Source organism: Serratia sp. CoH_134_PS_4 (assembly GCF_058190535.1).
The window spans coordinates 989349-1009332 of the sequence record NZ_JBXWKI010000001.1 but is presented as its reverse complement, the minus strand read 5'-3'; the positions used below and the strand labels follow the sequence as shown (position 1 = coordinate 1009332).

Below are 19984 nucleotides of genomic sequence, written 5' to 3'. Positions count from 1 at the left end.
AAACGAGAATAAACCGCCTAAGTCTTAAGGGCGGTTTTTTTGTGCCAGCTTCGCTGGCGAACCGCGTTGAGCGCACAGCCATCGCATGATTGCTGTGATTTTTTCATTAGCGTATTGCCTTTTTCCCGACTAGTGCCGTTTTCAGCACCCACCTACTATGCAGATCCGGTTAATTACCAGGTTCCCTGTCATGTTCAAGAACACCCTATCATCAACTTCACCGCTGCGCTTTGGTGGTATTACGCTGTTGGTTAGCGTCGTCATGTTCTTTGCGACTGCCGCGCCGACCCAGGGCGCGCAGGTTATCACCTTTGTGCCCGATGCCGCTGGGGGATACCCCGAGAGCATTGCCTGGAATGAGCGCGCCGGGGCGTTTCTGGTTTCGTCGCTGCGCGGCGGGCAGATCGGCCTGGTTTATGAGGATGGGCGCTACAGGCCTTTCGCCGTCGACCGTTCACAGATCACGACTTCCGGCATTGTCGTTGACGCCGTGCGCAATCGGGTGCTGGTATGCAACGAAGATGTAGGCATTGCGCTCACGTCTTCGCCCGGTACGCACAATCGCGTGGCGCAGGTGCTCGAGTTTGATCTCGACACAGGTGCGTTGCAACATGTCTATGATTTCTCGCCGTTGAGCAAAGGACCGACGCTCGCCAACGATCTGGCCCTCGACGCGCAAGGCAATGTCTACGTTACCGATAGTTTCCAGCCGCAGATTTATAAAATCGACCAGGCAACCAAGGCGGTTTCGATACTTGTGCGTTCCGAACGTCTGATGCCCGCCACGACCACGGCGGCGTCGGGGGCGAAACCTTATCTCAACGGAATTGTTTACCACCCGGACGGCTATCTGATCGCCGGGGACTATTCCCGTGGTCTGTTGTGGAAGGTGGCGCTGGATGGGACGCACGCTCTAAGCGAAATCAAGCTGCCACAGCGTTTGAAAGGGCCCGACGGGTTGCGTCTTAAAAACCCCGACACCCTGGTGGTGGTACAGTCTTTCCCTGGCACCGGGCAGGGCATGTCGGGGGATGTGACGCTGCTTTCTTCATCCGACGGCTGGGCTAGCGCGCGCATTACCGCTGTTGTCACGCCGCCGGGATTGGATGGACCCACTGCGGCGGCAGTCAAGGATGGTGAGGTTTGGGTTGTCAATTCACGTTATCCTCGCCTCTTTGCCGATACCGCGAATGCCGATCGCACGCGCGCGTTCAGCATCGTCAAGGTGGCGTTTAGCAATGGCCAAAATGTTTCCGGGTTGCCATGAAGGGCCGTAACGCCCACTGATGGGGCGTGGGTTTTCAACTGAAAGCGGCAGCGCATGGGGCCGATGGCTGGCGCGATCGTCAATCCTGGCAGCAATCATCAACCGCTTAAGTGGCGTTCACTTAGGCGGTTTTTTTGTGCTATTCAGGCGGGAAAATTCGGATTTTTTGTCTACTGACAGCGGAAAAAAATTGGCAGAATTCATCTCAGGATTATTTTAGGGAATAGGCTGAGGAGAGCGTTGATGAAAGATGTGCATATTGCACTGTCGGGTGGCTGCGTGCGGTTGGCTTACCCGGGAGAGGACGTACTGGATTTCACCGATAACCTGTCATTTGGGCCGCTGTGCGCGCTGGATGACGATCAGGGTCTTCAGGCCCGATCCCGCTGGTTTCAAGATCTGCACCACTCTGTTAACGCCCCCGATTGGGACACCTCTGCCCAACGCCTGACGGCGATGGAAAGCTTAAAAAAGCAGTTGGCTGCGATCACCGGGCAGGTGACCCTGTGGATTGGCGACAACGCCGATGAGCAATTGATGTTGCGTGCACTGCTGCCATTACTGCGTGAACACCCGGTGTTTGTGGTTAATGTCACCGCACTTGCCGGACACGAAACCACCGGTTGCTGCCCGATTGAAACGCTCGAATCTTTGTGGGTTCGCCGGCGTGAATTGACACCCGAAGACCAAGTGGCGCTCATTACCGACTGGTATCGACTGCTGAAGGAGAACGCCCCAGTGCGGATCTTTGCACAGGGAGAAGTGCAGGGGAAAACGCTGGAGTTCCACGACCCGTTGCTATTGCAATATTGCCCCAACGATTACACCCAGGGTTCCCGGGTGGTCGGCAACGCAAGGGTGAATTCGCCCTATGGGGTCGGCGACACTTTTCTGAATTTCCGACTGTACGCGTTGATTGAGCAGGGCATATTGCAGGCGCAGACCGGCGGCGTGAACATGAACCTTCTCCAGGTGCGGCAGGCTTAATCGTGCTCACCCCGCGTTGTGATTTTTTGTGCGGTGGGGCGGATAAAGCGGGGCAAAGCAGTTTTATCCGACCCCGGCTTCTGTTTATAATGCGGCATTGACTGTACAAATAAACAGGTATCTCGCAATGACGCTGGTATTGGATGGTGAAAAGATTGGCCGTAACCGGTTTACCGGCGAGAAGATTGAAAACGGCAGCTTTATTAACTGCGATTTCTCGGGTACCGACCTGACCGGTACCGAGTTTATTGACTGTCAGTTTTACGATCGCGAGAGCCAGCAGGGCGGTAATTTCAGCCGTGCGCTGCTGAAGGACGCCAGTTTCAAAAATTGCGACCTGTCGATGGCGGACTTCAGAAATGCCAGCGCGTTGGGCATCGAAATCCGCGAATGTCGTGCGCAGGGTGCTGATTTCCGCGGCGCAAGCTTTATGAATATGATCACCGCACGCACCTGGTTTTGCAGCGCTTACATCACCAAAACCAACCTGAGCTACGCCAACTTTTCAAAAGTGGTACTGGAGAAGTGTGAGCTATGGGAAAACCGCTGGAACAGTGCACAGATCCTTGGTGCGACCTTTAGCGGTTCTGACCTGTCCGGTGGCGAGTTTGCCTCTTTTGATTGGCGTGCGGCCAACTTTACGCATTGCGATCTGACCAATTCGGAACTGGGTGAGTTAGACCTGCGTGGCATTGATCTGCAGGGCGTGAAACTGGACAGCTACCAGGTGTTTCAAATGATGGAGCGGCTGGGTATTGCGGTTATCGGCTAGGGTTATGCCCATCGTCTTTCAAGCTGCAAGCTTGTCGCTTCCGGCGATGTTTTATGAAGGGCCGTGAGGCCCTTCGCGTTAGCGACGGCTGGCGCTGCGGCGGATAAATAATAAGAGGCGTGTATAAATATTATAATAAATATTCCTTGCTTAAATAAATCCCTCGTGTATAAATAACGCCATCGGTTTGTAGTACAGACCTTATGAAAGCAGTTTTAGTAAAGCAGTTCTCAGTATTAGTGATATCCATAGATACCTCTTCTCCCGCGAATTTCCTTCTTTAGTGCCCAATAAGTTTCCAACAAAAACAGACCTCTATCGCCATATGGCGTCTCAAAAATATAAAGGAAATATCTATGTCTACTAAAATGACTGGTTTGGTAAAATGGTTTGATGCAGGTAAAGGTTTTGGCTTTATCTCTCCGGCAGACGGCAGCAAAGACGTGTTCGTACACTTCTCTGCTATCCAGAGCAATGATTTCAAAACGCTTGATGAAGGTCAGCGCGTTGAATTCACGATCGAAAACGGTCAGAAAGGTCCTTCTGCCGGCAACGTCGTCGTTTTATAATTTGTAGGTAGTGATTTATTTCTTGCGATAGCGAAGACGGTGTAAACCTGAGCAGATGAGAAATGAATGCAATGCCTGAATAAACTCCAGGATTACCTGGAGTTTATCTAAAAAATAAATTAAGCGTATTTCAATAACGGAAGTTATTGGCAACAGCAAAAGAGATTGGCGTCGTAACAATAATAACGACGATGATTCAGTCTATTTTTCTGTTGTGAAAAAGTTGTGCTTAGGCTGCGTAAGGTTGGAGTGTTGGACGGACGCTTACGCCATAACATGACAGTCGGGAAAGTAACCGGCAAACATTGATAACCCTGGCCTACGGCCGGGGTTTTTTTATGCCTAATGATCAGATTAGACGGTGGTTAGCTTCGCTGAGAATCCAGTACTTCACTGTTTTTCACGACGTCCTGCGCTTTAACATAGCTTTCAATGAGCAACTGATAGGCCGGGAATATTTTGGTGTAAACCTCTGCCCATTGCTGTGCATCCTCACGGTTCCAACTCCCCTGAAGTTCAGAAGCTACGCCTGCAGTATCAATCGGAACTACACCGGCCTGCACTACGCGCGCCAGGGTGATTTCCTGCGCCATTTTTGAATAGGTGCCCGACGCATCGATGACAGCAAACACTTTATATCCATCGGCGATTGCGCTTATTGACGGGAAAGCCATGCAAACGCTGGTAATGGTACCGGCGATGATCAGCGTTTTTCGCCCGGTAGCCTTAACCGCAGCGACAAAGTCTGGGTTATCCCATGCGTTGATTTCGCCTTTACGGGCAACATATTTTGCGTGCGGGGCATTTTGGTGGATCTCAGGGATCAAGGGGCCATTAGGACCTTGCGGTACTGAAGCCGTGGTGATTACCGGCAATTTGCTTAGCGTAGCGATACTGGCCAGTGCGCCAGCGCGAGCGCGCAGCTCAGTCATTGGCATGTCGGCGACGGTCTGGAACAGGCCGCTTTGATGATCGATCAGCAACATAACGGCATCATTAGCATCAATAACAGGACGCTGACCATTGAAGTTTGCTGGAGTGCTCATAGTTGTATTCCTCTTTCATCGGTAGATGGAACGTCAATTAACGTTAAAAAAGCCGGGCTGAATCTCAGCACCTGCCTTTAGTCTAGGGATGGTGAGGATTTTCGGTAGAGGGTGAAGTCAGGATACATCGTCCCATCAACAGAACAATAACGTGGGAGGGCGATGATTTAATCGCTGAACTAAACTTAAGTTGCATGAGAGACATGCGAAACGTCTATTGCAGGGAGCGCGGTCCTGTTTATTGGCTCGATGTGGAGGGCAGTCATCATGACTTATCAACATATCGTTGTTGCAACGGATCTCAGTGAAGATGCTGAATTCTTGCTCGGAAGGGGGGCCAGGCTGGCCAGCGAGCTGAATGCCAAACTATCGTTGATTTATATCGATATCCATCATGCCGGTTATTACGCCGAACTGGGGATCGGTGAATATAACTACACCGATCGTACCTTTTCTGAACGTGTAAAGAATATGCTCAATGCGATCAAGGAACGGTCATCTTATCCGGTTGAAGAGGTGATTATTGGGCGTGGCGAACTGACGGAAGAACTGAATCGGGCGGCAAAGAACAAAGGTTTTGACCTGATCATCTTTGGCCACCATCACGATATCTGGAGCCGATTGATGTCGTCGACACGACAAGCGATCAATCAGTTGAATATCGATCTGCTGGTTGTTCCCATTGAGAAAAAATAATCCATCCTGGGCTGCCCAAGATGCAGTCCGGGTTTTTCTATAACGGTTGCTTATCAACCAGATGACAACATAGAACAGTTCTTGAACTTATTCATTTCTGATAATACAGCTTAAAAATAATCACGCATGATTATTTTATTAATGGCATCAAAGGCTTGGCCTAATTCCGATAATGATTGCCCTGACGCCTTGAATTTACAATGAATACCTCTTTTTGATTATAAAACCGCACGTTTTGACTGGCCCTCACCCCCCATGAGTTTTATCCTCGGACTTAATCAGGATTTGTATGACTTATAAAAATACATTCACATGGAGGAGTTCTTATGCGTTTCGACAATAAAGTGGTCGTTATCACCGGGGCCGGCAATGGGATGGGGGAAGCGGCGGCACGCCGGTTCTCTGCCGAAGGGGCAACCGTGGTTCTGGCTGATTGGGCGAAGGATGCGGTAGACAAGGTGGCCGCCTCACTGCCAAAAGGCAAGGCATTGGCGGTGCATATCGATGTTTCCGACCACGTTGCGGTTGAAAAGATGATGAACGACGTGGCGGAAAAATTGGGCCGTATCGACGTATTGTTGAATAATGCCGGTGTGCACGTCGCGGGCAGCGTGCTGGAAACCAGCGTAGCTGACTGGCGTCGCATCGCCGGCGTGGACATTGATGGTGTCGTGTTCTGTTCCAAGTTCGCCATGCCGCATTTGCTGAAAACCAAAGGCTGTATCGTCAATACCGCTTCGGTTTCTGGCCTGGGGGGGGACTGGGGCGCCGCGTATTACTGCGCGGCGAAAGGCGCGGTGGTGAACCTGACGCGTGCGATGGCGCTGGATCACGGCGGTGATGGCGTGCGAGTGAACTCCGTCTGCCCAAGCCTGGTGAAAACCAATATGACCAATGGCTGGCCGCAGGAGATCCGCGACAAGTTTAACGAGCGTATTGCGTTGGGCCGAGCGGCAGAGCCGGAAGAAGTGGCTGCGGTGATGGCGTTCCTGGCCAGTGACGACGCCAGCTTTATTAACGGTGCCAACATCCCGGTTGATGGTGGGGCGACCGCCTCAGACGGTCAACCTAAAATTGTTTAAGCCGTAACGATCAGGCCCGGCATCGCCGGGCCTGTAAACCTTACACGCCAATCCGATCTCGCAGTGTGTAGTAGGCTGCACCAATAGCGGTAAAGGGGATCTGTAGATTCCGGCCACCGAAGAACGGCAAGTGTGGCAGCTTGGCAAAGGCGTCAAAGCGTTCCGCATCGCCGCGCATCAACTCCGCAATCAACTTGCCCGCTAAATGGGTACAGGTCACGCCGTGGCCACTGTAGCCCTGCATGTAATACACGTTATTTTCAAGGCGGCCGAATTGCGGCATACGTGACAGCGTCAGCAGGAAATTACCTGTCCAGCGGTAGTCGAGGCGCACGCCCTTCAACTGTGGGAAGGTTTTCAGCAGTTTTGGCCGGATCAGGTTGTCTATATCGTCAGGATCGCGGGCACCATAAACCACGCCACCGCCATACAGCAGGCGGTTATCGCCCGTGATGCGGTAATAATCCAACAGGTAGTTACAGTCTTCAACGCAGTAATTCTGTGGGATCAATGACTGAGCCACTTCCGGTGCCAATGGTTCAGTGGCAACCACCTGAGTGCCGCACGGCATACTCCGTCTGGCCAGCCGCGGCTCCAGTTTATCGCCCAGATAGGCGTTACCTGCCACGATCACATAGCGTGCCTTCACCTGTCCATTGGCCGTACTGACGATCGCCGGTTCACCGTGCAAGATGTTGGTGACCGCTGACTGCTCGAAGATCCGTCCGCCTTGCAGACGAACGGCTTCGGCTTCGCCGAGCGCCAGATTCAGCGGATGGATATGGCCACCGCTGTGATCGAGCAGCGCACCGACGTAGCGATCGCTGTTGACCTCTTGGCGGATCCGCCCAGCATCCAACAGCTCAAGTTGCGTGTTACCGTAGCGTTCCCAGTTTTGTTTTTGCTCTATCAGCGCATGATATTGCCGGTTGTTGAGCGCGGCGAAGATCCCGCCTGGGCGATAGTCGCATTCGATGGCGTATTGCTTGATGCGGCTGCGAATGATTTCTGCGCCCTCAAACATCATGCTGCCGAGTATGCGGGCGCTTTCCGGGCCGTAGCGTTGTTCTATCATGTCGATATCACGGCTGTAAGAATTCACCAATTGACCGCCGTTACGGCCGCTCGCCCCAAAGCCAATACGGGCAGATTCCAGCAGGACGACGTTGTAGCCGGCTTCCACCAGAAACAGCGCCGAGGACAGGCCTGTGTAACCGCCACCGACGATACAGACGTCGCATTCAATGGATTCATTCAACTGCGGATAGGGCGCGTGGCTGTTGGCCGAGGCCGCATAATAGCTTTTTACGTGTTCAGTCATGGTGTCTGCCCTTATTCCAGCGAAATCCAGGTGGTTTTCAGTTCGGTGAATTTATCCAGCGCATGCAACGATTTGTCGCGTCCATTGCCGCTTTGTTTGTAACCCCCGAAGGGCACGGTCATATCCCCGTCGTTGTAGTTATTGATGAACACGGTACCGGCTTTTAACTGACGAGCCAGGCGGTGCGCACGGGACAGATCGCGTGTCCAGAGCGCGGCACCCAGGCCGTAGTCGCTGTCGTTGGCCAGTTGCATGGCGTGTTGCTCACCGTTGAATAGCGTGACCGCCAGTACCGGACCAAAGATCTCATCGCGTGCAACGCTCATGGCATTATCCACCTGGGTGAGAATGGTCGGGCCAAGATACCCGGCGTGACCATGCTGTGGGTGTTCGCGGCCATCAAGGAACAGCGTCGCACCTTGGCTCAAACCTTGTTCGATATAGTCAGCGACTTTCTCGCAGTGGCTTTGGTCGATCAGCGTGCCCATCACCGTTGCAGGGTCGAGCGGATCGCCGGGCGTGAATGCTGCGGCATGTCGACGCAGCGCGTGCAGGAATTCTTGCTGAATGCTCTCTTCGACCAACAGCCGAGTCCCGGCGATGCACACCTGCCCCTGATTATAGAAGATGCCCGCTGCGGCACTTTGTGCCGCTTTATCCAGGTCAGGACAGTCGGCAAAGATAATATTGGCGCTTTTGCCACCGGCCTCCAGCCATACCCGTTTCATATTGGATTGGCCGGCGTAGATCATCAGTTGCTTGGCGACCTGCGTGGAGCCGGTGAAGGTGAGGGCATCAACGTCATTGTGCAGCGCCAATGCCTTGCCGGCATCGTGACCGTAACCGGGTACAATATTCAGCACGCCGTCCGGCAGTCCTGCCTGTTGCGCCAGTTTGCCCAGATAGATAGCCGTTAGCGGGGATTTTTCAGAGGGTTTGAGAATCACGCTGTTGCCGGTGGCCAAGGCCGGGCCGAGCTTCCAGCAGGCTAACAACAGCGGGAAGTTCCAGGGGACGATAGCCCCCACGACGCCAATGGGTTCGCGTTCGATTAACGCCAGTGCATCACCCGCGGTGGGGGCAATTTCGCCGTAAACCTTGTCGATCGCCTCGGCATACCAGCGCAGGCAGCGAATGGCACCAGGTACATCGTCACGCAGACTATGGCGAATGGGTTTACCGGTATCCAGCGTCTCCAGCAGTGCCAGCTCTTCTTGATGCTGTTCCATCAACGCCGCTAGCCGTAACAAGGTGGCTTTGCGTTGCGCAGGCGCTGCCCGTGACCAGTCCCCACGTTCAAACGCCGCCCGCGCCGCACTGACCGCCAGATCAATATCGACACCGCTACCGCGGGACACCTGCGTTAACTCGCGTTGGGCGGCAGGATCCTCCACGGCAAAGGTTTTACCTTCGGCGGCGGGTTGATAACGGCCATTGATAAACAGTCGGTTCTCAATATTCAGGGCTTGTGCCCGTTGTTGCCAATACTGTAAGTGGTGGAAGTCCATGCCTTGCTCCGTTGATCAGAAAGTCGTCGGTGTATGGGCGCTGATAATTCGGCAAATCCGCGCCGACGTGTTGCTGAAACTGTGGGGAATGCCGGTGTTGATGGCGTAGCTCTGGCCAGCCTGCAGATGATAAGCCTGCCCATTGACCTGCAATACCACCTCGCCTTCCAGCAGGGTGCCAATCTCTTCCCCCTGATGCTTAATACGTTCGCCGGTGGTGGTACCCGGCTCATAGGTTTCGATCATCATCGCCAAAGTGCGATTGGGGTCGCCGTTGTGGATCAATTTCATCGACACCCCCTGACTGCCAATTTCGATCAGATCTTGGTGATCGATAACAATTTGCGGTTCATCCGGTTTTTCCGGCTCGGCGAAGAACGCCGACAGTGACAGCCCGTACACCGTCAGCAGCTTTTGCAAGGTACTGATGGCCGGGCTGACCTTGTCCTGTTCGATAGTGCTAATGGCGCTGTGGGTTAATCCAGACAGTTCGGCCGCGCGGCGCTGTGACAGACCCAATTGTTGGCGGATCTGTGACAGGCGTTTTCCCGGTGCCAAGCTGACATCGCTCATGGGCGTTTTTCCTTTTGATAGTGTCGGCAAGCGCTAATGAAACCTTCAAACAACAGACGCGACAGGGCGTACTCTTCACTGTTCCATTCCGGGTGCCACTGCACACCCAGCGCAAAGGGCTGATCGCGCAGGCTGATAGCCTCCACCAGCCCGTCTGCGGCGTGGGCCTCGATACGCACGCTGGAGCCGAGGGTTTTTGCCCCTTGCCCATGCAGTGAGTTCACCCAGAATCTGTTGCAATCCGGTATCAGTTGCGAGAGTAATCCGCCTTCCTGAACGATGACTTCATGGGCAGGGGCGTATTGTTGTTCCAGCGGTAGGTCGTGATCTTCTCGGTGTTCGAGTAATTCAGGTAATTCAAACAAGCGACGGTGGAGGGTGCCTTGGGTGGCAACCACCATTTCCTGCATGCCGCGGCAAATGGCGAAAAGGGGAATGCGCCTGTCGAGCGTATGGCGGATTAACGCCAGGCTCAATTCATCTCGCCCAGGATCGGCGTCAGGCTCATCGCCGTTTTCACCATAAAGGTGCGGCTGCACATTACTGGGGCTGCCAGGCAATAAAATGCCATCGAGGTGAGGCAGCAGTGCGTCCAGCAGTTCCGGCTCCGCAAGCGCGTGCGGCAGGGCGATTGGCAGCCCTCCAGCGGCCACTACGGCATTTAGGTACTTTTCTTGCAAGGTCTGAGTGAGGTGCCCGTTTAACCTATACCTGCACATCACTACGCCGACCACTGGTCTGTTAAATATATTGCCCATGCTATCCCCTTGGTATGTTCGAAATTATGAACGATAAGCTTCTCCACTGCCATTTTCGTTCAATATTTTATAAATCTAGCAGTCAAATGGGCAATATTCAAACTCAAAGTAACACTTGCAAAACAATTTTGTTGCATCTATGTTTCATTGGTGGACATTATATTGAGCAAGATGGTCAAAAAACATCGACGGCAATAAGTGTGAGAACCACAGACAAAAACATACATGGCGGGTGAATCATGCAGACCAACATAGTAGAAGTGGAAAACTTTGTTCAGCATCATGAAGAAAAGCGAAGTAGCGCGTTCCAGCGTGAAGTGAAGAAGTACCTGGAGCGTTATCCATTAACTCAGCACGTTGACGTTCTGCTGACCGATCTTAACGGGAGTTTCCGCGGTAAACGCATTCCGGTCGCCGGGCTGAGTAAACTGGAGAAGGGGTGTTACTTCCCCGCATCGGTTTTCGCGATGGATATTCTCGGTAACGTTGTCGAAGAGGCTGGATTAGGGCAAGAACTGGGCGAGCCGGATCATATCTGCGTGCCGGTGCTGGGGACATTGACGCCGTCAGCGGCGGATCCGCAATACATCGGCCAGGTACTGCTCACCATGCTGGATGAAGATGGTACTCCCTTTGACGTTGAACCGCGCAATGTGCTGAACCGAGTGTGGCAGCGTTTGCGTCAGCGCGGGCTATCCCCCGTAGTAGCGGTAGAGTTGGAGTTCTATCTCATCGATCGCCAGCGCGATTCGGAAGGCTATCTTCAGCCGCCATGCGCACCGGGGACTCAGGAACGCAATACCCAGAGCCAGGTTTATTCCGTCGATAACCTTAACCACTTTGCCGATGTGCTCAGTGAGATTGATGAACTGGCGCGTATGCAGGGTTTGCCGGCGGATGGTGCGGTGGCGGAAGCCTCGCCAGGCCAATTTGAGGTCAACCTGCACCACACCGACAATGTCCTGCAGGCCTGTGACCATGCATTGGCGCTAAAACGCCTGATCCGCATGGTGGCGGAAAACCACAACATGCAGGCCACGTTTATGGCAAAACCCTACGAAGAACACGCCGGCAGTGGTATGCACGTGCATATCAGCATGCTGGACAGGCAGGGCAATAACGTTCTTGCGGACGACGACGGCGAAGATTCTGCATTACTGAAACAGGCACTGGCAGGAATGATTGCCCTGATGCCTTCTTCTATTGCGTTACTGGCACCTAACGTTAATGCTTACCGCCGTTTCCAACCGGGCATGTACGTCCCTACTCAGGCATCCTGGGGCCACAACAACCGCACAGTGGCACTGCGCATTCCCTGTGGCGATCGCGACAGCCACCGTGTGGAGTATCGCGTGGCCGGCGCCGATGCCAACCCTTATCTGGTGATGGCGACCATTTTGGCGGGTATTGTTTATGGTCTGGAAACGACGTTGCCTTTGCAAGAGCCGGTAACCGGCAACGGCCTGGAGCAAGAGGGGCTACCTTTCCCAATCCGCCAAAGTGATGCGCTGTACGAATTTGAACACCAGCCGGTACTGACTGCGCTGCTGGGGGAAAGGTTTAGCCACGTCTACCTGGCCTGCAAAACGGATGAGTTGGTGCAGTTTGAGCGCCTGATCACCGAAACCGAAATCGAGTGGATGCTGAAAAACGCCTGACCCACTCAATATCCATTATACCGCGCGCGTCTGGCGCATTCCGCCGGCTATCCTGTGGCCTGCGAAGCTGCGCGCAGCGGTACAGCATTTCTTCCACTTTGGCGTACAGGACGCCAGCGAGGAAATAATCATGACAGCCATAACTGAACCATCAGTCTGCTCAGGCGTGTGCCTGAGCCGCAGTAAATACGGGCCATCTGCAGGCTTGTTCCCGTTGTCTTTACATCGCATTTTCCGCCGCCTGAACAGCAGTTTCCCCGCGGCCTCTCTGAATGACGTTAACCGGTTACCAGCAGAGGACAAAGAGGGGAAGAGCCATGACGATTAATCCCATTAACGGTAATGAAGCAGCCAAACCGCAGCTGCGTAAATCCCTGAAGCTGTGGCAAGTGGTGATGATGGGCCTGGCTTATCTGACACCGATGACCGTGTTTGACACCTTCGGTATTGTTTCAGGCCTGACTGACGGTCACGTGCCTGCCTCTTACTTGCTGGCGCTGGCTGGCGTACTCTTTACGGCAATCAGCTACGGCAAACTGGTGCGCCAGTTTCCGACGGCGGGTTCCGCCTATACCTATGCGCAGAAGGCCATTAATCCGCACGTCGGCTTTTTGGTGGGGTGGTCCTCGTTACTCGATTACCTGTTCTTGCCGATGATTAACACGCTGCTGGCAAAAATCTACCTGACCGCCTTGTTTCCTGACGTGCCGCCGTGGGTATGGGTGGTGGGTTTTGTGATCATTATTACTGCCATCAACCTGAAAAGCGTCAATCTGGTGGCCAACTTCAATACGTTATTTGTTCTGGCTCAGGTTGCCATCATTGTGGTGTTCATCTTTCTGGTGGTGCGCGGTCTGCACAGCGGTGAAGGGTTGGGAACCGTGTGGAGTTTGCAACCGTTCGTGAGTGAGAACGCGCATCTGCTACCGATTATTACCGGTGCTACCATTTTGTGTTTTTCGTTCCTTGGCTTTGATGCGGTCACCACGTTATGTGAGGAAACGCCCGACGCCGCCAGGGTGATTCCCCGGGCCATTTTCTTGACCGCGCTGTACGGTGGGGTGATTTTCATCAGCGTGTCGTTCTTTATTCAGCTGTTTTTCCCTTCTATTCAACGTTTCCACCAGCCAGATGCGGCATTGCCTGAAATCGCGCTGTATGTGGGCGGCAAGCTGTTCCAATCGATTTTCCTCTGCATTACCTTTATTAACACCTTGGCGTCCGGTTTGGCCTCACACGCCAGCGTGTCGCGACTGTTATATGTAATGGGGCGCGATAACGTGTTCCCGGAAAAGTATTTTGGCTATATCCATCCGAAGTGGCGCACGCCGTCGTTGAACGTGCTGTTGGTTGGGCTGGTGGCGTTGTCTGCGCTGTCATTCGATCTGGTCACGGCCACGGCATTGATCAACTTTGGTGCACTGGTGGCTTTCACCTTCGTCAATTTGTCGGTGATCAGTCATTTTTATATCCGCGAGGGCCGCAACAAAACGTGGAAAGACCATTTCAATTATCTGTTCCTGCCGTTGGTGGGGGCTCTGACGGTGGGCGTACTTTGGTTGAATCTGGAAAAAAGCTCGCTAACCATGGGACTGATTTGGGCCGCTCTGGGCTTTGGTTACCTGGTGTATCTCACCCGGCGTTTCCGCCAGCCACCTCCGCAGTTTGAGCGACAACCGCAGCAATAACCCAAGCCAGGCGGGGACGCCCGCCTTTCTTTTTTTTCCTGTGGGCAGTAGAGTGAAAATCCTGATAAAAAATAACCTATTGGATTTCATCGATGCCCTCTTTCCCCGTCCAGTATAGAGCCACATTACTCGGCCTGTTAGCGATCTTGCTGTGGAGCAGCGTTGTCGGCCTGATACGTAGCGTTAGCGAGGGGCTGGGGCCTATTGGCGGTGCGGCGATGATTTACAGCGTCAGCGCGATTTTTTTGCTGCTGGTGCTGCGGCTGCCAAATTTTCGCCATTTCCCGCGAGCCTATCTGATCCTCGGTAGCCTGTTGTTTGTCAGCTATGAGATCTGTCTGTCACTGTCACTGGGCTACGCGAATACCCGCTTGCAAGCCATTGAGGTTGGGATGATCAACTATCTCTGGCCTTGTTTTACCGTGCTGATGGCGCTGGTATTCAACGGGCAAAAAGCCAAATGGTGGCTGGTGCCAGGGTTGTTGCTGTCATTATTCGGTATCGGCTGGATCATGAGCGGCGAGGGCGGTTGGTCACCGGCGCAAATGCTGGAAAATGTGCGTAGCAATCCGCTGAGCTATTCGCTGGCGTTTGCTGGCGCGGTGATTTGGGCACTGTATTGCAATCTGACCAAGAAAATTGCGCAGGGTCAAAACGGTGTCGTGCTGTTTATTACGCTGACCGCCGTGGCGTTATGGCTGAAGTACGCGTTTAGCGCCGAAAGCGGCATGCAATTTACCCTTCCCGTGACCTTGACGCTGCTATGTGCGGGTATCGCGATGGGGGCGGGCTACGCGGCGTGGAACGTCGGTATTCTGCATGGCAATATGACGTTATTGGCGACGGTGTCCTATTTTACGCCGGTGTTGTCAGCGGTATTTGCCGCCCTCGTGCTGGAGACTGCGCTGACGGCCAATTTTTGGCAGGGGGTGGTGATGGTCACGTTGGGCTCATTAGTGTGCTGGCGGGCAACCCGAGGAAATTAACGGAAATTATCAACCGATTGTCCGATGTTGGACTAGAATCTAACTAGCGATTCTGCATGAAGGAACATGAAAATGAGAGACGATATCCAATTCATTCAGCAGCCAGTTATTGATGATGAAAGCTATATGCGCGGTGATACCGTGCGACTGACCACGGCTAATTTGCGCCACGAATACCAACTGGATGTCAGTATTTTGCGTCGCGAAGGCAAGTTGATTGTGGGGTCGGTGATCGCTGCCGCACCCAAAGTGGATATTCCACCCAAAGAGTGGGAGATCGCACCTGGGCAGGAGGTAGTTTTCCGTCAGGAGAATATCGCGAAAGCTCTGCCCGCCGTTAACTGAAGTTTGACCAGCGGGGGCTATTCCCCGTTTATCACCGTAGATTTCCCCAAAATGCCAGCGTTAATAGCGCTGGCATTTTCATTTTGGCGACAGACCTGGTTACGTTTTCGTGTTGAACATAATTGGCACAAAAACTGCTTAAAAATTTACCGGGCATGACAAAAATCACAGCGATCGTGAATTTTCATGAAACATAATTTGACAAATGTGAACGCAATCGATTACCTATTCGCAAAATGCATAACTGGATCACAGATTCTTACACCCAGTGATTTCTATAATGCGCGCGTCGCCCGAGAGTTTGTAAGCGGAGGCAACGCCAGGTGTCGTCAGACTCATTGTCATCTTTTCTAACGGGCAGGAAATGGCCCTTTAAGCATGTGGTAATAAAATGAAAAAAATAGCTCTCGCAGCAGGTGTACTGCTCGCAGCGTCTTACAGTGCATCTTCAATGGCTGATAGCAAAGACAGCCAATACGTTTCAGATTGGTGGCACCAGAGCGTTAACGTGGTAGGCAGCTACCACACCCGTTTCGGACCTCAGTTGAACAACGACGTCTACCTGGAGTATGAAGCCTTCGCTAAAAAAGATTGGTTCGACTTCTATGGCTACGTTGACGTACCTAAGTTCTTCGGCGTTGGTAACACGCCGGATCGTGGCATCTGGGACAAAGGTTCACCGATGTTTATGGAGATTGAACCGCGCTTCTCCATCGACAAACTGACCGGTACCGATCTGAGCTTCGGCCCGTTCAAAGAATGGTACTTTGCTAACAACTACATCTATGACCTGGGCCACAATGCCGATGGTCGCCAGAATACCTGGTACATGGGTCTGGGTACCGACATCGACACCGGTCTGCCGATGAGCCTGTCGATGAACATCTATGCAAAATACCAGTGGGAAAACTACCAGGCTGCCAACGAAAACAGCTGGGATGGTTACCGCTTCAAAGTGAAATACTTTGTGCCGTTGACCCAACTGTGGGGTGGCAATCTGAGCTACATCGGCTTTACCAACTTTGACTTTGGTTCCGATCTGGGCAAAGACAGCAATTGGACCGACGGTACCGGCAAGCAAGTGCGTACCAGTAACTCAATTGCTTCCAGCCATATCTTGGCGTTGAATTACGATCACTGGCACTACTCGTTTGTTGCCCGTTATTTCCATAACGGTGGCCAGTGGCAGGATGGGGCTGATATCGGCACTCCGCAGGGCCCAATTAAATCCACCGGTTGGGGTTACTACCTGGTAGCCGGTTATAACTTCTGATTTTCCGTGGTGTCAGAAACAGAAAACCCCGCTTTGGCGGGGTTTTTTTTGTCATCACTGCGCAGGTTCACCCGGCAAATGTCTTACCGGCATAAATAATCGTCCTTTGATTACATGGCATTCATTATTGATCCAGTTGATGATTTGTTCACGGCTCACGCCTTCAGATTGCGCGTAGCGGTGAAGATCGCCATTAAAGTGCTGTGTGATGTATTCCATGAGGGTCATTTGCATGTCTTTTGCTCCTGAACGCCCGTCAGTTGCCACCTGGCCATTGCGGGAGGTTAAGGTTTCTCAGACGCCGAATTTAAAGTATTGGCAACTAAATCTCAACAAAAAGCACTGGTGTGGTGCATTTGATGTCAGTTTTATAGCAAAAAGAATCCCGCACGGAGTGGCGGGAAGTATTCCGAATTATCACTTTGGGTGATGAAAAATAATTTGAGGTGCGACGAAAAAGAGCAGATTCACTCTTTTTTGTGACCCCCACAAACTACGACAAGGCTTATTTCTCTGCAAGAAAAATCTCAGTCAAATCATTCGGTTTTATCGAGTTATTTTGCAGTGGGGGACCGTATTTTCATCTGAAGGGTGCGTCTTCATTCCAGGGGATAAATATCTCAGAGTTTTCCGCATGCTTTATGTGGACAGTTGCGCCAATATTGGAGGCAATAACCCATGCAGGAAGTGACACCCATGCGTACACCTCATATTACCCTCACCGTGCTGGCGCTGATCGCGTCGTTAGGCCTGTCATCTGCACCGGCATTGGCTGATAAAGGGGGGAACGGCCATGGCAACAACGGTAATCATGGCAATAACGGTAACCATGGCAATAACGGTAACCACGGTAATAAGGCCAAAGGAAACGATAGCGACCAAGGCATGGTTTCAGTCAGTATTTCTCGTGAGCGTGCACGCTCTCTGGCAGTGAACTATGGGCTGACCGGGTACCGTTCTTTACCGCCGGGTATTGCCAAAAATTTGGCGCGTGGCAAGCCGTTACCCCCAGGCATCGCCAAGAAAATGGTGCCCTCATCGATGCGCCATGATTTGCCTTATTATCCAGGCTATGAATGGCGTATTGCCGGTGACGACCTGGTCTTGGTCGCGCTGAGCACCGCATTGGTAGCATCAGTGATCAATGGCGTGTTTAATTAACGCGGGATTTTGCTGCGTAGAGCCTCGCTTCGGCGGGGCTTTTTATTTGCCTGAACCCAAGGTTCGTGGTGAACTCTTATCCTTATTGTTTTTAGGCAAATAAATAAGGACATGGTCATGTTCAGGATGTTATTGATTGCCTGTTGTCTGGTCAGTTTTTCCTCGTTGGCTGAAAGCAACATGGCACTCGGTGAGCTGGTAAACCAGCGGTTGTCTTACATGAAAGATGTTGCGGGTTATAAGGCACAACGCAATCTGCCTATTGAGGATTTGGCGCAAGAGGCCAACGTATTGGCAAGTGCGGAGGCAGAAGCGGGGCGTTTAGGATTGGATCCGCTTTCTGTCAGGCCCTTTATCAAGGCACAAATGGACGCGGCCAAGGCAATCCAATACCGTTATCGCGCAGGCTGGCTGGCGCAGCCGGAAAGTGAGTGGCAGCCGCGCCCGCTCGAGAGCGTACGGCCGCAGATTGCTGAACTCAGTAGCCGTATTTTACAGCAGCTGGCGACGGAGGTGAAAAGCGGTTCGTTGACGCAGGCCAGTCGCAGTGCCTTTATTCACGCGATTGATCAGGCCAACCTGAGCGAGGCTGACAAACAGCGCTTATTTACCGCCTTGCTGGCCGTCAGGGTAAGCAAGGCGGGGTGACAGCGCGATTAATCGCAACCCACGCCGCTGCGCTGAAAGGTCAGCACGCGGCTGCGATTAGCAATTAAATCCACGCTGTAACCACGGAAGTACAGGCAAAAGCGTTTTAACCACGGGCCGTCGTTGCTTTCAACCAGCATGCGGCCCTGGCCGAGCGAACTGATTGTCCCGGTCTGTGCCGCAGGGCCAACCCCAATATGTACCTGATCGCCGCAAATTTCGAAAGCTGTTCGGTACTGCGGGTGATACCACAACCCCTGAACGTGTTTCAGGCAGTCGCGGTTGGGTATCACTGGCAGAAAACTGCGCGTCACATGGCCCACTTCCCCTTCAACGGCTTCCCCCGTCCATTTGAGCCGTATCGGCATATGAGCGGAAAGCGACACGGCGTAACCATCATCAGCTTGATACAGGGGTTCATCGCTACCCAGATAGGCGACGTTGCCGTTTTTCACCTCCAGCCAGTAGGGTTCGGCCACCGTGGCATAAATACCGTCAGGAATCGCCGTGCTGCGTTGCGGGAGCGCTTCGCCAAGCAAAGCGGCCATGACCTGCAGTGCCATAGCAAAACTGTCACAGTCCTCGCGGTTGGCGACCAGTACGACGCCAGCTTGACGGTCAGGTGCCAACAAGAAATAGGTTTTGTAGCCGGCATGTGAACCGCCGTGCCCCAGCAGTTGATGTTGGCCGAGCGGAGTTTGTGCCAGCCCCAGACCATAACTGCTGAGTTGGCCCTGGTTGAGATGACGCGGCGCACTGAGTTGTGCCAGTACGCCACGGCCGGGATCGCGATCGGCGAGCAGCGTTTGTAACCAGCGGGTGAGGGCATTGGCGCTGCCCGTCAGGCTACCGGATGCGGAAAGATGCAGACCCGCAGTGGCGAGTTGCCAACCCTGTGCTGAACGCCAGTAACCGGGGGCTAGACCGGGGACAACGTCAAACCAGCTTTCGGGCGCCCGTAGCTGCACCTGCAACGGCTGGGCGATGTGCTGCTGCACCAGTTGGTCAAAATCATAGCCCCTGGCTTGGAGTGCGGCTTCGACCAGCCGGTAACCGGTATTGGTGTAGGTGATTTCGCTTCCCGCGGGGTAGTTCAACCCACTCAGCCCTTGCAGGAACTGCATCACCGGCTTTGCCTCGCTGCGAGTGTGCACCGAGATGCCCAACAACCCCAGGGTTTCGCGCACGTCGGGGAGCCCGCTGGTCATGTCGAGCGCTTGGCCGACGGTGACGTCTGCCAACGGAGATTGCAGCTCAGGCAGCAAGTTGCCAAGCCGGTCACTGAGGCTGATGGCGTTGTCCGTGGCATTTAGCGCCAGCGCGGCGAAAATATGTTTGGTGACAGAGGCATAACGGACTACGGTGTCGGCGGTAAACGGGGTATTTTGCGCCAGATCGGCAAGGCCTGCGCTGGTGGTCGCTTGGATCTGCATCGCGTCGAACAGGGTAATCGCTCCACCGGGTTGGCCATCGGGCTGCCAATCAGCCAACAGCCGGTTGGCAACCGCCTGTGCGGCGCGCCAGTTTAGCGGGATTTCAGACATGTCTAGCCTCCAGAATAGATTATCAATTTGTGCCTCGATGGGCTTTTAGCCAGATTGTCGCGTACCACGCAATCTGCGGGCCGCTGTTTTGTGCGCTGTTCC

General features: G+C 53.3%; 21 protein-coding genes. 14 read left to right on the top strand and 7 right to left on the bottom strand.

The window, feature by feature from the left end; translation table 11 throughout:
- Nucleotides 1–190 precede the first annotated feature (190 nt).
- The 4 genes from AC2FCQ_RS04665 to cspE all read left to right on the top strand — a co-directional run bounded on the left by AC2FCQ_RS04665 (nt 191) and on the right by cspE (nt 3595).
- Nucleotides 191–1267, top strand: coding sequence for an SMP-30/gluconolactonase/LRE family protein (locus AC2FCQ_RS04665; protein WP_490307648.1), 1077 nt, complete (start codon nt 191–193; stop codon nt 1265–1267).
- Between the two features lie 243 nt (nt 1268–1510).
- Nucleotides 1511–2254: a DUF3658 domain-containing protein gene (locus AC2FCQ_RS04660; RefSeq protein WP_490307647.1), complete on the top strand. Its 744-nt coding sequence runs from the start codon at nt 1511–1513 to the stop codon at nt 2252–2254.
- Between the two features lie 127 nt (nt 2255–2381).
- Nucleotides 2382–3026, top strand: coding sequence for a Qnr family pentapeptide repeat protein (locus AC2FCQ_RS04655; protein WP_265557133.1), 645 nt, complete (start codon nt 2382–2384; stop codon nt 3024–3026).
- A gap of 356 nt (nt 3027–3382) precedes the next feature.
- Nucleotides 3383–3595, top strand: a complete 213-nt coding sequence (cspE, locus tag AC2FCQ_RS04650) for a transcription antiterminator/RNA stability regulator CspE (protein ID WP_012006483.1) — start codon at nt 3383–3385, stop codon at nt 3593–3595.
- Between the two features lie 365 nt (nt 3596–3960).
- Here the strand turns inward: cspE and AC2FCQ_RS04645 are convergent, their stop codons facing one another.
- Nucleotides 3961–4641: a hydrolase gene (locus AC2FCQ_RS04645; RefSeq protein ID WP_265557132.1), complete on the bottom strand. Its 681-nt coding sequence runs from the start codon at nt 4639–4641 to the stop codon at nt 3961–3963.
- 267 nt (nt 4642–4908) lie between these two features.
- Between AC2FCQ_RS04645 and AC2FCQ_RS04640 the strand changes: the two genes are divergently transcribed.
- Together AC2FCQ_RS04640 and budC are read left to right on the top strand one after the other, a co-directional pair.
- Nucleotides 4909–5337, top strand: a complete 429-nt coding sequence (locus AC2FCQ_RS04640; RefSeq protein WP_265557131.1) for a universal stress protein — start codon at nt 4909–4911, stop codon at nt 5335–5337.
- A 326-nt stretch (nt 5338–5663) separates the two neighbouring features.
- On the top strand, nt 5664–6419 hold the full coding sequence (gene budC / locus AC2FCQ_RS04635) for a meso-2,3-butanediol dehydrogenase (protein ID WP_061807606.1): 756 nt from the start codon (nt 5664–5666) through the stop codon (nt 6417–6419).
- Between the two features lie 40 nt (nt 6420–6459).
- Here the strand turns inward: budC and AC2FCQ_RS04630 are convergent, their stop codons facing one another.
- From AC2FCQ_RS04630 to puuD, 4 genes are read right to left on the bottom strand one after another with little or no spacing between them, the layout of a single operon-like run.
- On the bottom strand, nt 6460–7740 hold the full coding sequence (locus AC2FCQ_RS04630) for an NAD(P)/FAD-dependent oxidoreductase (protein ID WP_490658443.1): 1281 nt from the start codon (nt 7738–7740) through the stop codon (nt 6460–6462).
- 11 nt (nt 7741–7751) lie between these two features.
- The gene (gene puuC, locus AC2FCQ_RS04625; protein WP_490307646.1) at nt 7752–9248 is read right to left on the bottom strand and encodes an aldehyde dehydrogenase PuuC; all 1497 of its coding nucleotides are present in this window, start codon (nt 9246–9248) and stop codon (nt 7752–7754) included.
- 15 nt (nt 9249–9263) lie between these two features.
- Nucleotides 9264–9821: an HTH-type transcriptional regulator PuuR gene (gene puuR, locus AC2FCQ_RS04620; protein ID WP_209632936.1), complete on the bottom strand. Its 558-nt coding sequence runs from the start codon at nt 9819–9821 to the stop codon at nt 9264–9266.
- On the bottom strand, nt 9818–10579 hold the full coding sequence (puuD, locus tag AC2FCQ_RS04615; RefSeq protein ID WP_265557128.1) for a gamma-glutamyl-gamma-aminobutyrate hydrolase: 762 nt from the start codon (nt 10577–10579) through the stop codon (nt 9818–9820). The genes puuR and puuD overlap by 4 nt, the downstream gene beginning before the upstream one ends.
- A 239-nt stretch (nt 10580–10818) precedes the next feature.
- On the opposite strand from puuD, the gene AC2FCQ_RS04610 reads away from it, so the two are divergent.
- The 6 genes from AC2FCQ_RS04610 (at nt 10819) to AC2FCQ_RS04585 (ending at nt 16529) form a co-directional block, all read left to right on the top strand.
- Nucleotides 10819–12237: a glutamine synthetase family protein gene (locus AC2FCQ_RS04610; protein ID WP_209632938.1), complete on the top strand. Its 1419-nt coding sequence runs from the start codon at nt 10819–10821 to the stop codon at nt 12235–12237.
- Nucleotides 12238–12367: 130 nt separating this feature from the next.
- A complete protein-coding gene (locus AC2FCQ_RS04605; protein WP_265557127.1) occupies nt 12368–12565 on the top strand; it encodes a hypothetical protein in 198 nt (65 codons plus the stop codon).
- Nucleotides 12555–13925 (top strand): APC family permease, encoded by a 1371-nt coding sequence (locus AC2FCQ_RS04600; RefSeq protein WP_265557126.1) that lies wholly within the window; start codon nt 12555–12557, stop codon nt 13923–13925. Before AC2FCQ_RS04605 ends, AC2FCQ_RS04600 begins: the two co-directional genes overlap by 11 nt.
- 92 nt (nt 13926–14017) lie before the next feature.
- Nucleotides 14018–14911: an aromatic amino acid DMT transporter YddG gene (gene yddG / locus AC2FCQ_RS04595; RefSeq protein WP_265557125.1), complete on the top strand. Its 894-nt coding sequence runs from the start codon at nt 14018–14020 to the stop codon at nt 14909–14911.
- A 72-nt stretch (nt 14912–14983) separates the two neighbouring features.
- On the top strand, nt 14984–15256 hold the full coding sequence (locus tag AC2FCQ_RS04590; RefSeq protein WP_209632942.1) for a hypothetical protein: 273 nt from the start codon (nt 14984–14986) through the stop codon (nt 15254–15256).
- 391 nt (nt 15257–15647) lie between these two features.
- Nucleotides 15648–16529: a nucleoside-specific channel-forming protein Tsx gene (locus AC2FCQ_RS04585; RefSeq protein WP_209632943.1), complete on the top strand. Its 882-nt coding sequence runs from the start codon at nt 15648–15650 to the stop codon at nt 16527–16529.
- Nucleotides 16530–16583: 54 nt separating this feature from the next.
- Here AC2FCQ_RS04585 and AC2FCQ_RS04580 read toward each other — a convergent pair whose 3' ends face one another.
- Nucleotides 16584–16763 (bottom strand): hypothetical protein, encoded by a 180-nt coding sequence (locus AC2FCQ_RS04580; RefSeq protein WP_209632944.1) that lies wholly within the window; start codon nt 16761–16763, stop codon nt 16584–16586.
- 462 nt (nt 16764–17225) lie between these two features.
- Between AC2FCQ_RS04580 and AC2FCQ_RS04575 the strand changes: the two genes are divergently transcribed.
- Nucleotides 17226–17690 (top strand): anti-virulence regulator CigR family protein, encoded by a 465-nt coding sequence (locus AC2FCQ_RS04575; protein ID WP_265557124.1) that lies wholly within the window; start codon nt 17226–17228, stop codon nt 17688–17690.
- Nucleotides 17691–17807: 117 nt separating this feature from the next.
- Entirely contained in the window at nt 17808–18338 is a 531-nt protein-coding gene (locus tag AC2FCQ_RS04570; protein ID WP_265557123.1) for a chorismate mutase, read from the top strand.
- Between the two features lie 8 nt (nt 18339–18346).
- Here AC2FCQ_RS04570 and AC2FCQ_RS04565 read toward each other — a convergent pair whose 3' ends face one another.
- Nucleotides 18347–19882: a serine hydrolase domain-containing protein gene (locus AC2FCQ_RS04565; protein ID WP_490307645.1), complete on the bottom strand. Its 1536-nt coding sequence runs from the start codon at nt 19880–19882 to the stop codon at nt 18347–18349.
- Nucleotides 19883–19984 lie beyond the last annotated feature (102 nt).

Coding starts and splice junctions, on each gene's coding strand:
- AC2FCQ_RS04600 (WP_265557126.1), top strand. CDS start 12,555: ATGACGATTAATCCCATTAACGGTAATGAAGCAGCCAAACCGCAGCTG.
- AC2FCQ_RS04585 (WP_209632943.1), top strand. CDS start 15,648: ATGAAAAAAATAGCTCTCGCAGCAGGTGTACTGCTCGCAGCGTCTTAC.
- budC (WP_061807606.1), top strand. CDS start 5,664: ATGCGTTTCGACAATAAAGTGGTCGTTATCACCGGGGCCGGCAATGGG.
- AC2FCQ_RS04665 (WP_490307648.1), top strand. CDS start 191: ATGTTCAAGAACACCCTATCATCAACTTCACCGCTGCGCTTTGGTGGT.
- AC2FCQ_RS04575 (WP_265557124.1), top strand. CDS start 17,226: ATGCGTACACCTCATATTACCCTCACCGTGCTGGCGCTGATCGCGTCG.
- AC2FCQ_RS04645 (WP_265557132.1), bottom strand. CDS start 4,641: ATGAGCACTCCAGCAAACTTCAATGGTCAGCGTCCTGTTATTGATGCT.
- AC2FCQ_RS04630 (WP_490658443.1), bottom strand. CDS start 7,740: ATGACTGAACACGTAAAAAGCTATTATGCGGCCTCGGCCAACAGCCAC.
- AC2FCQ_RS04660 (WP_490307647.1), top strand. CDS start 1,511: ATGAAAGATGTGCATATTGCACTGTCGGGTGGCTGCGTGCGGTTGGCT.
- puuR (WP_209632936.1), bottom strand. CDS start 9,821: ATGAGCGATGTCAGCTTGGCACCGGGAAAACGCCTGTCACAGATCCGC.
- cspE (WP_012006483.1), top strand. CDS start 3,383: ATGTCTACTAAAATGACTGGTTTGGTAAAATGGTTTGATGCAGGTAAA.
- AC2FCQ_RS04580 (WP_209632944.1), bottom strand. CDS start 16,763: ATGCAAATGACCCTCATGGAATACATCACACAGCACTTTAATGGCGAT.
- yddG (WP_265557125.1), top strand. CDS start 14,018: ATGCCCTCTTTCCCCGTCCAGTATAGAGCCACATTACTCGGCCTGTTA.
- AC2FCQ_RS04570 (WP_265557123.1), top strand. CDS start 17,808: ATGTTCAGGATGTTATTGATTGCCTGTTGTCTGGTCAGTTTTTCCTCG.
- AC2FCQ_RS04655 (WP_265557133.1), top strand. CDS start 2,382: ATGACGCTGGTATTGGATGGTGAAAAGATTGGCCGTAACCGGTTTACC.
- AC2FCQ_RS04640 (WP_265557131.1), top strand. CDS start 4,909: ATGACTTATCAACATATCGTTGTTGCAACGGATCTCAGTGAAGATGCT.
- AC2FCQ_RS04590 (WP_209632942.1), top strand. CDS start 14,984: ATGAGAGACGATATCCAATTCATTCAGCAGCCAGTTATTGATGATGAA.
- AC2FCQ_RS04610 (WP_209632938.1), top strand. CDS start 10,819: ATGCAGACCAACATAGTAGAAGTGGAAAACTTTGTTCAGCATCATGAA.
- AC2FCQ_RS04605 (WP_265557127.1), top strand. CDS start 12,368: ATGACAGCCATAACTGAACCATCAGTCTGCTCAGGCGTGTGCCTGAGC.
- puuC (WP_490307646.1), bottom strand. CDS start 9,248: ATGGACTTCCACCACTTACAGTATTGGCAACAACGGGCACAAGCCCTG.
- puuD (WP_265557128.1), bottom strand. CDS start 10,579: ATGGGCAATATATTTAACAGACCAGTGGTCGGCGTAGTGATGTGCAGG.
- AC2FCQ_RS04565 (WP_490307645.1), bottom strand. CDS start 19,882: ATGTCTGAAATCCCGCTAAACTGGCGCGCCGCACAGGCGGTTGCCAAC.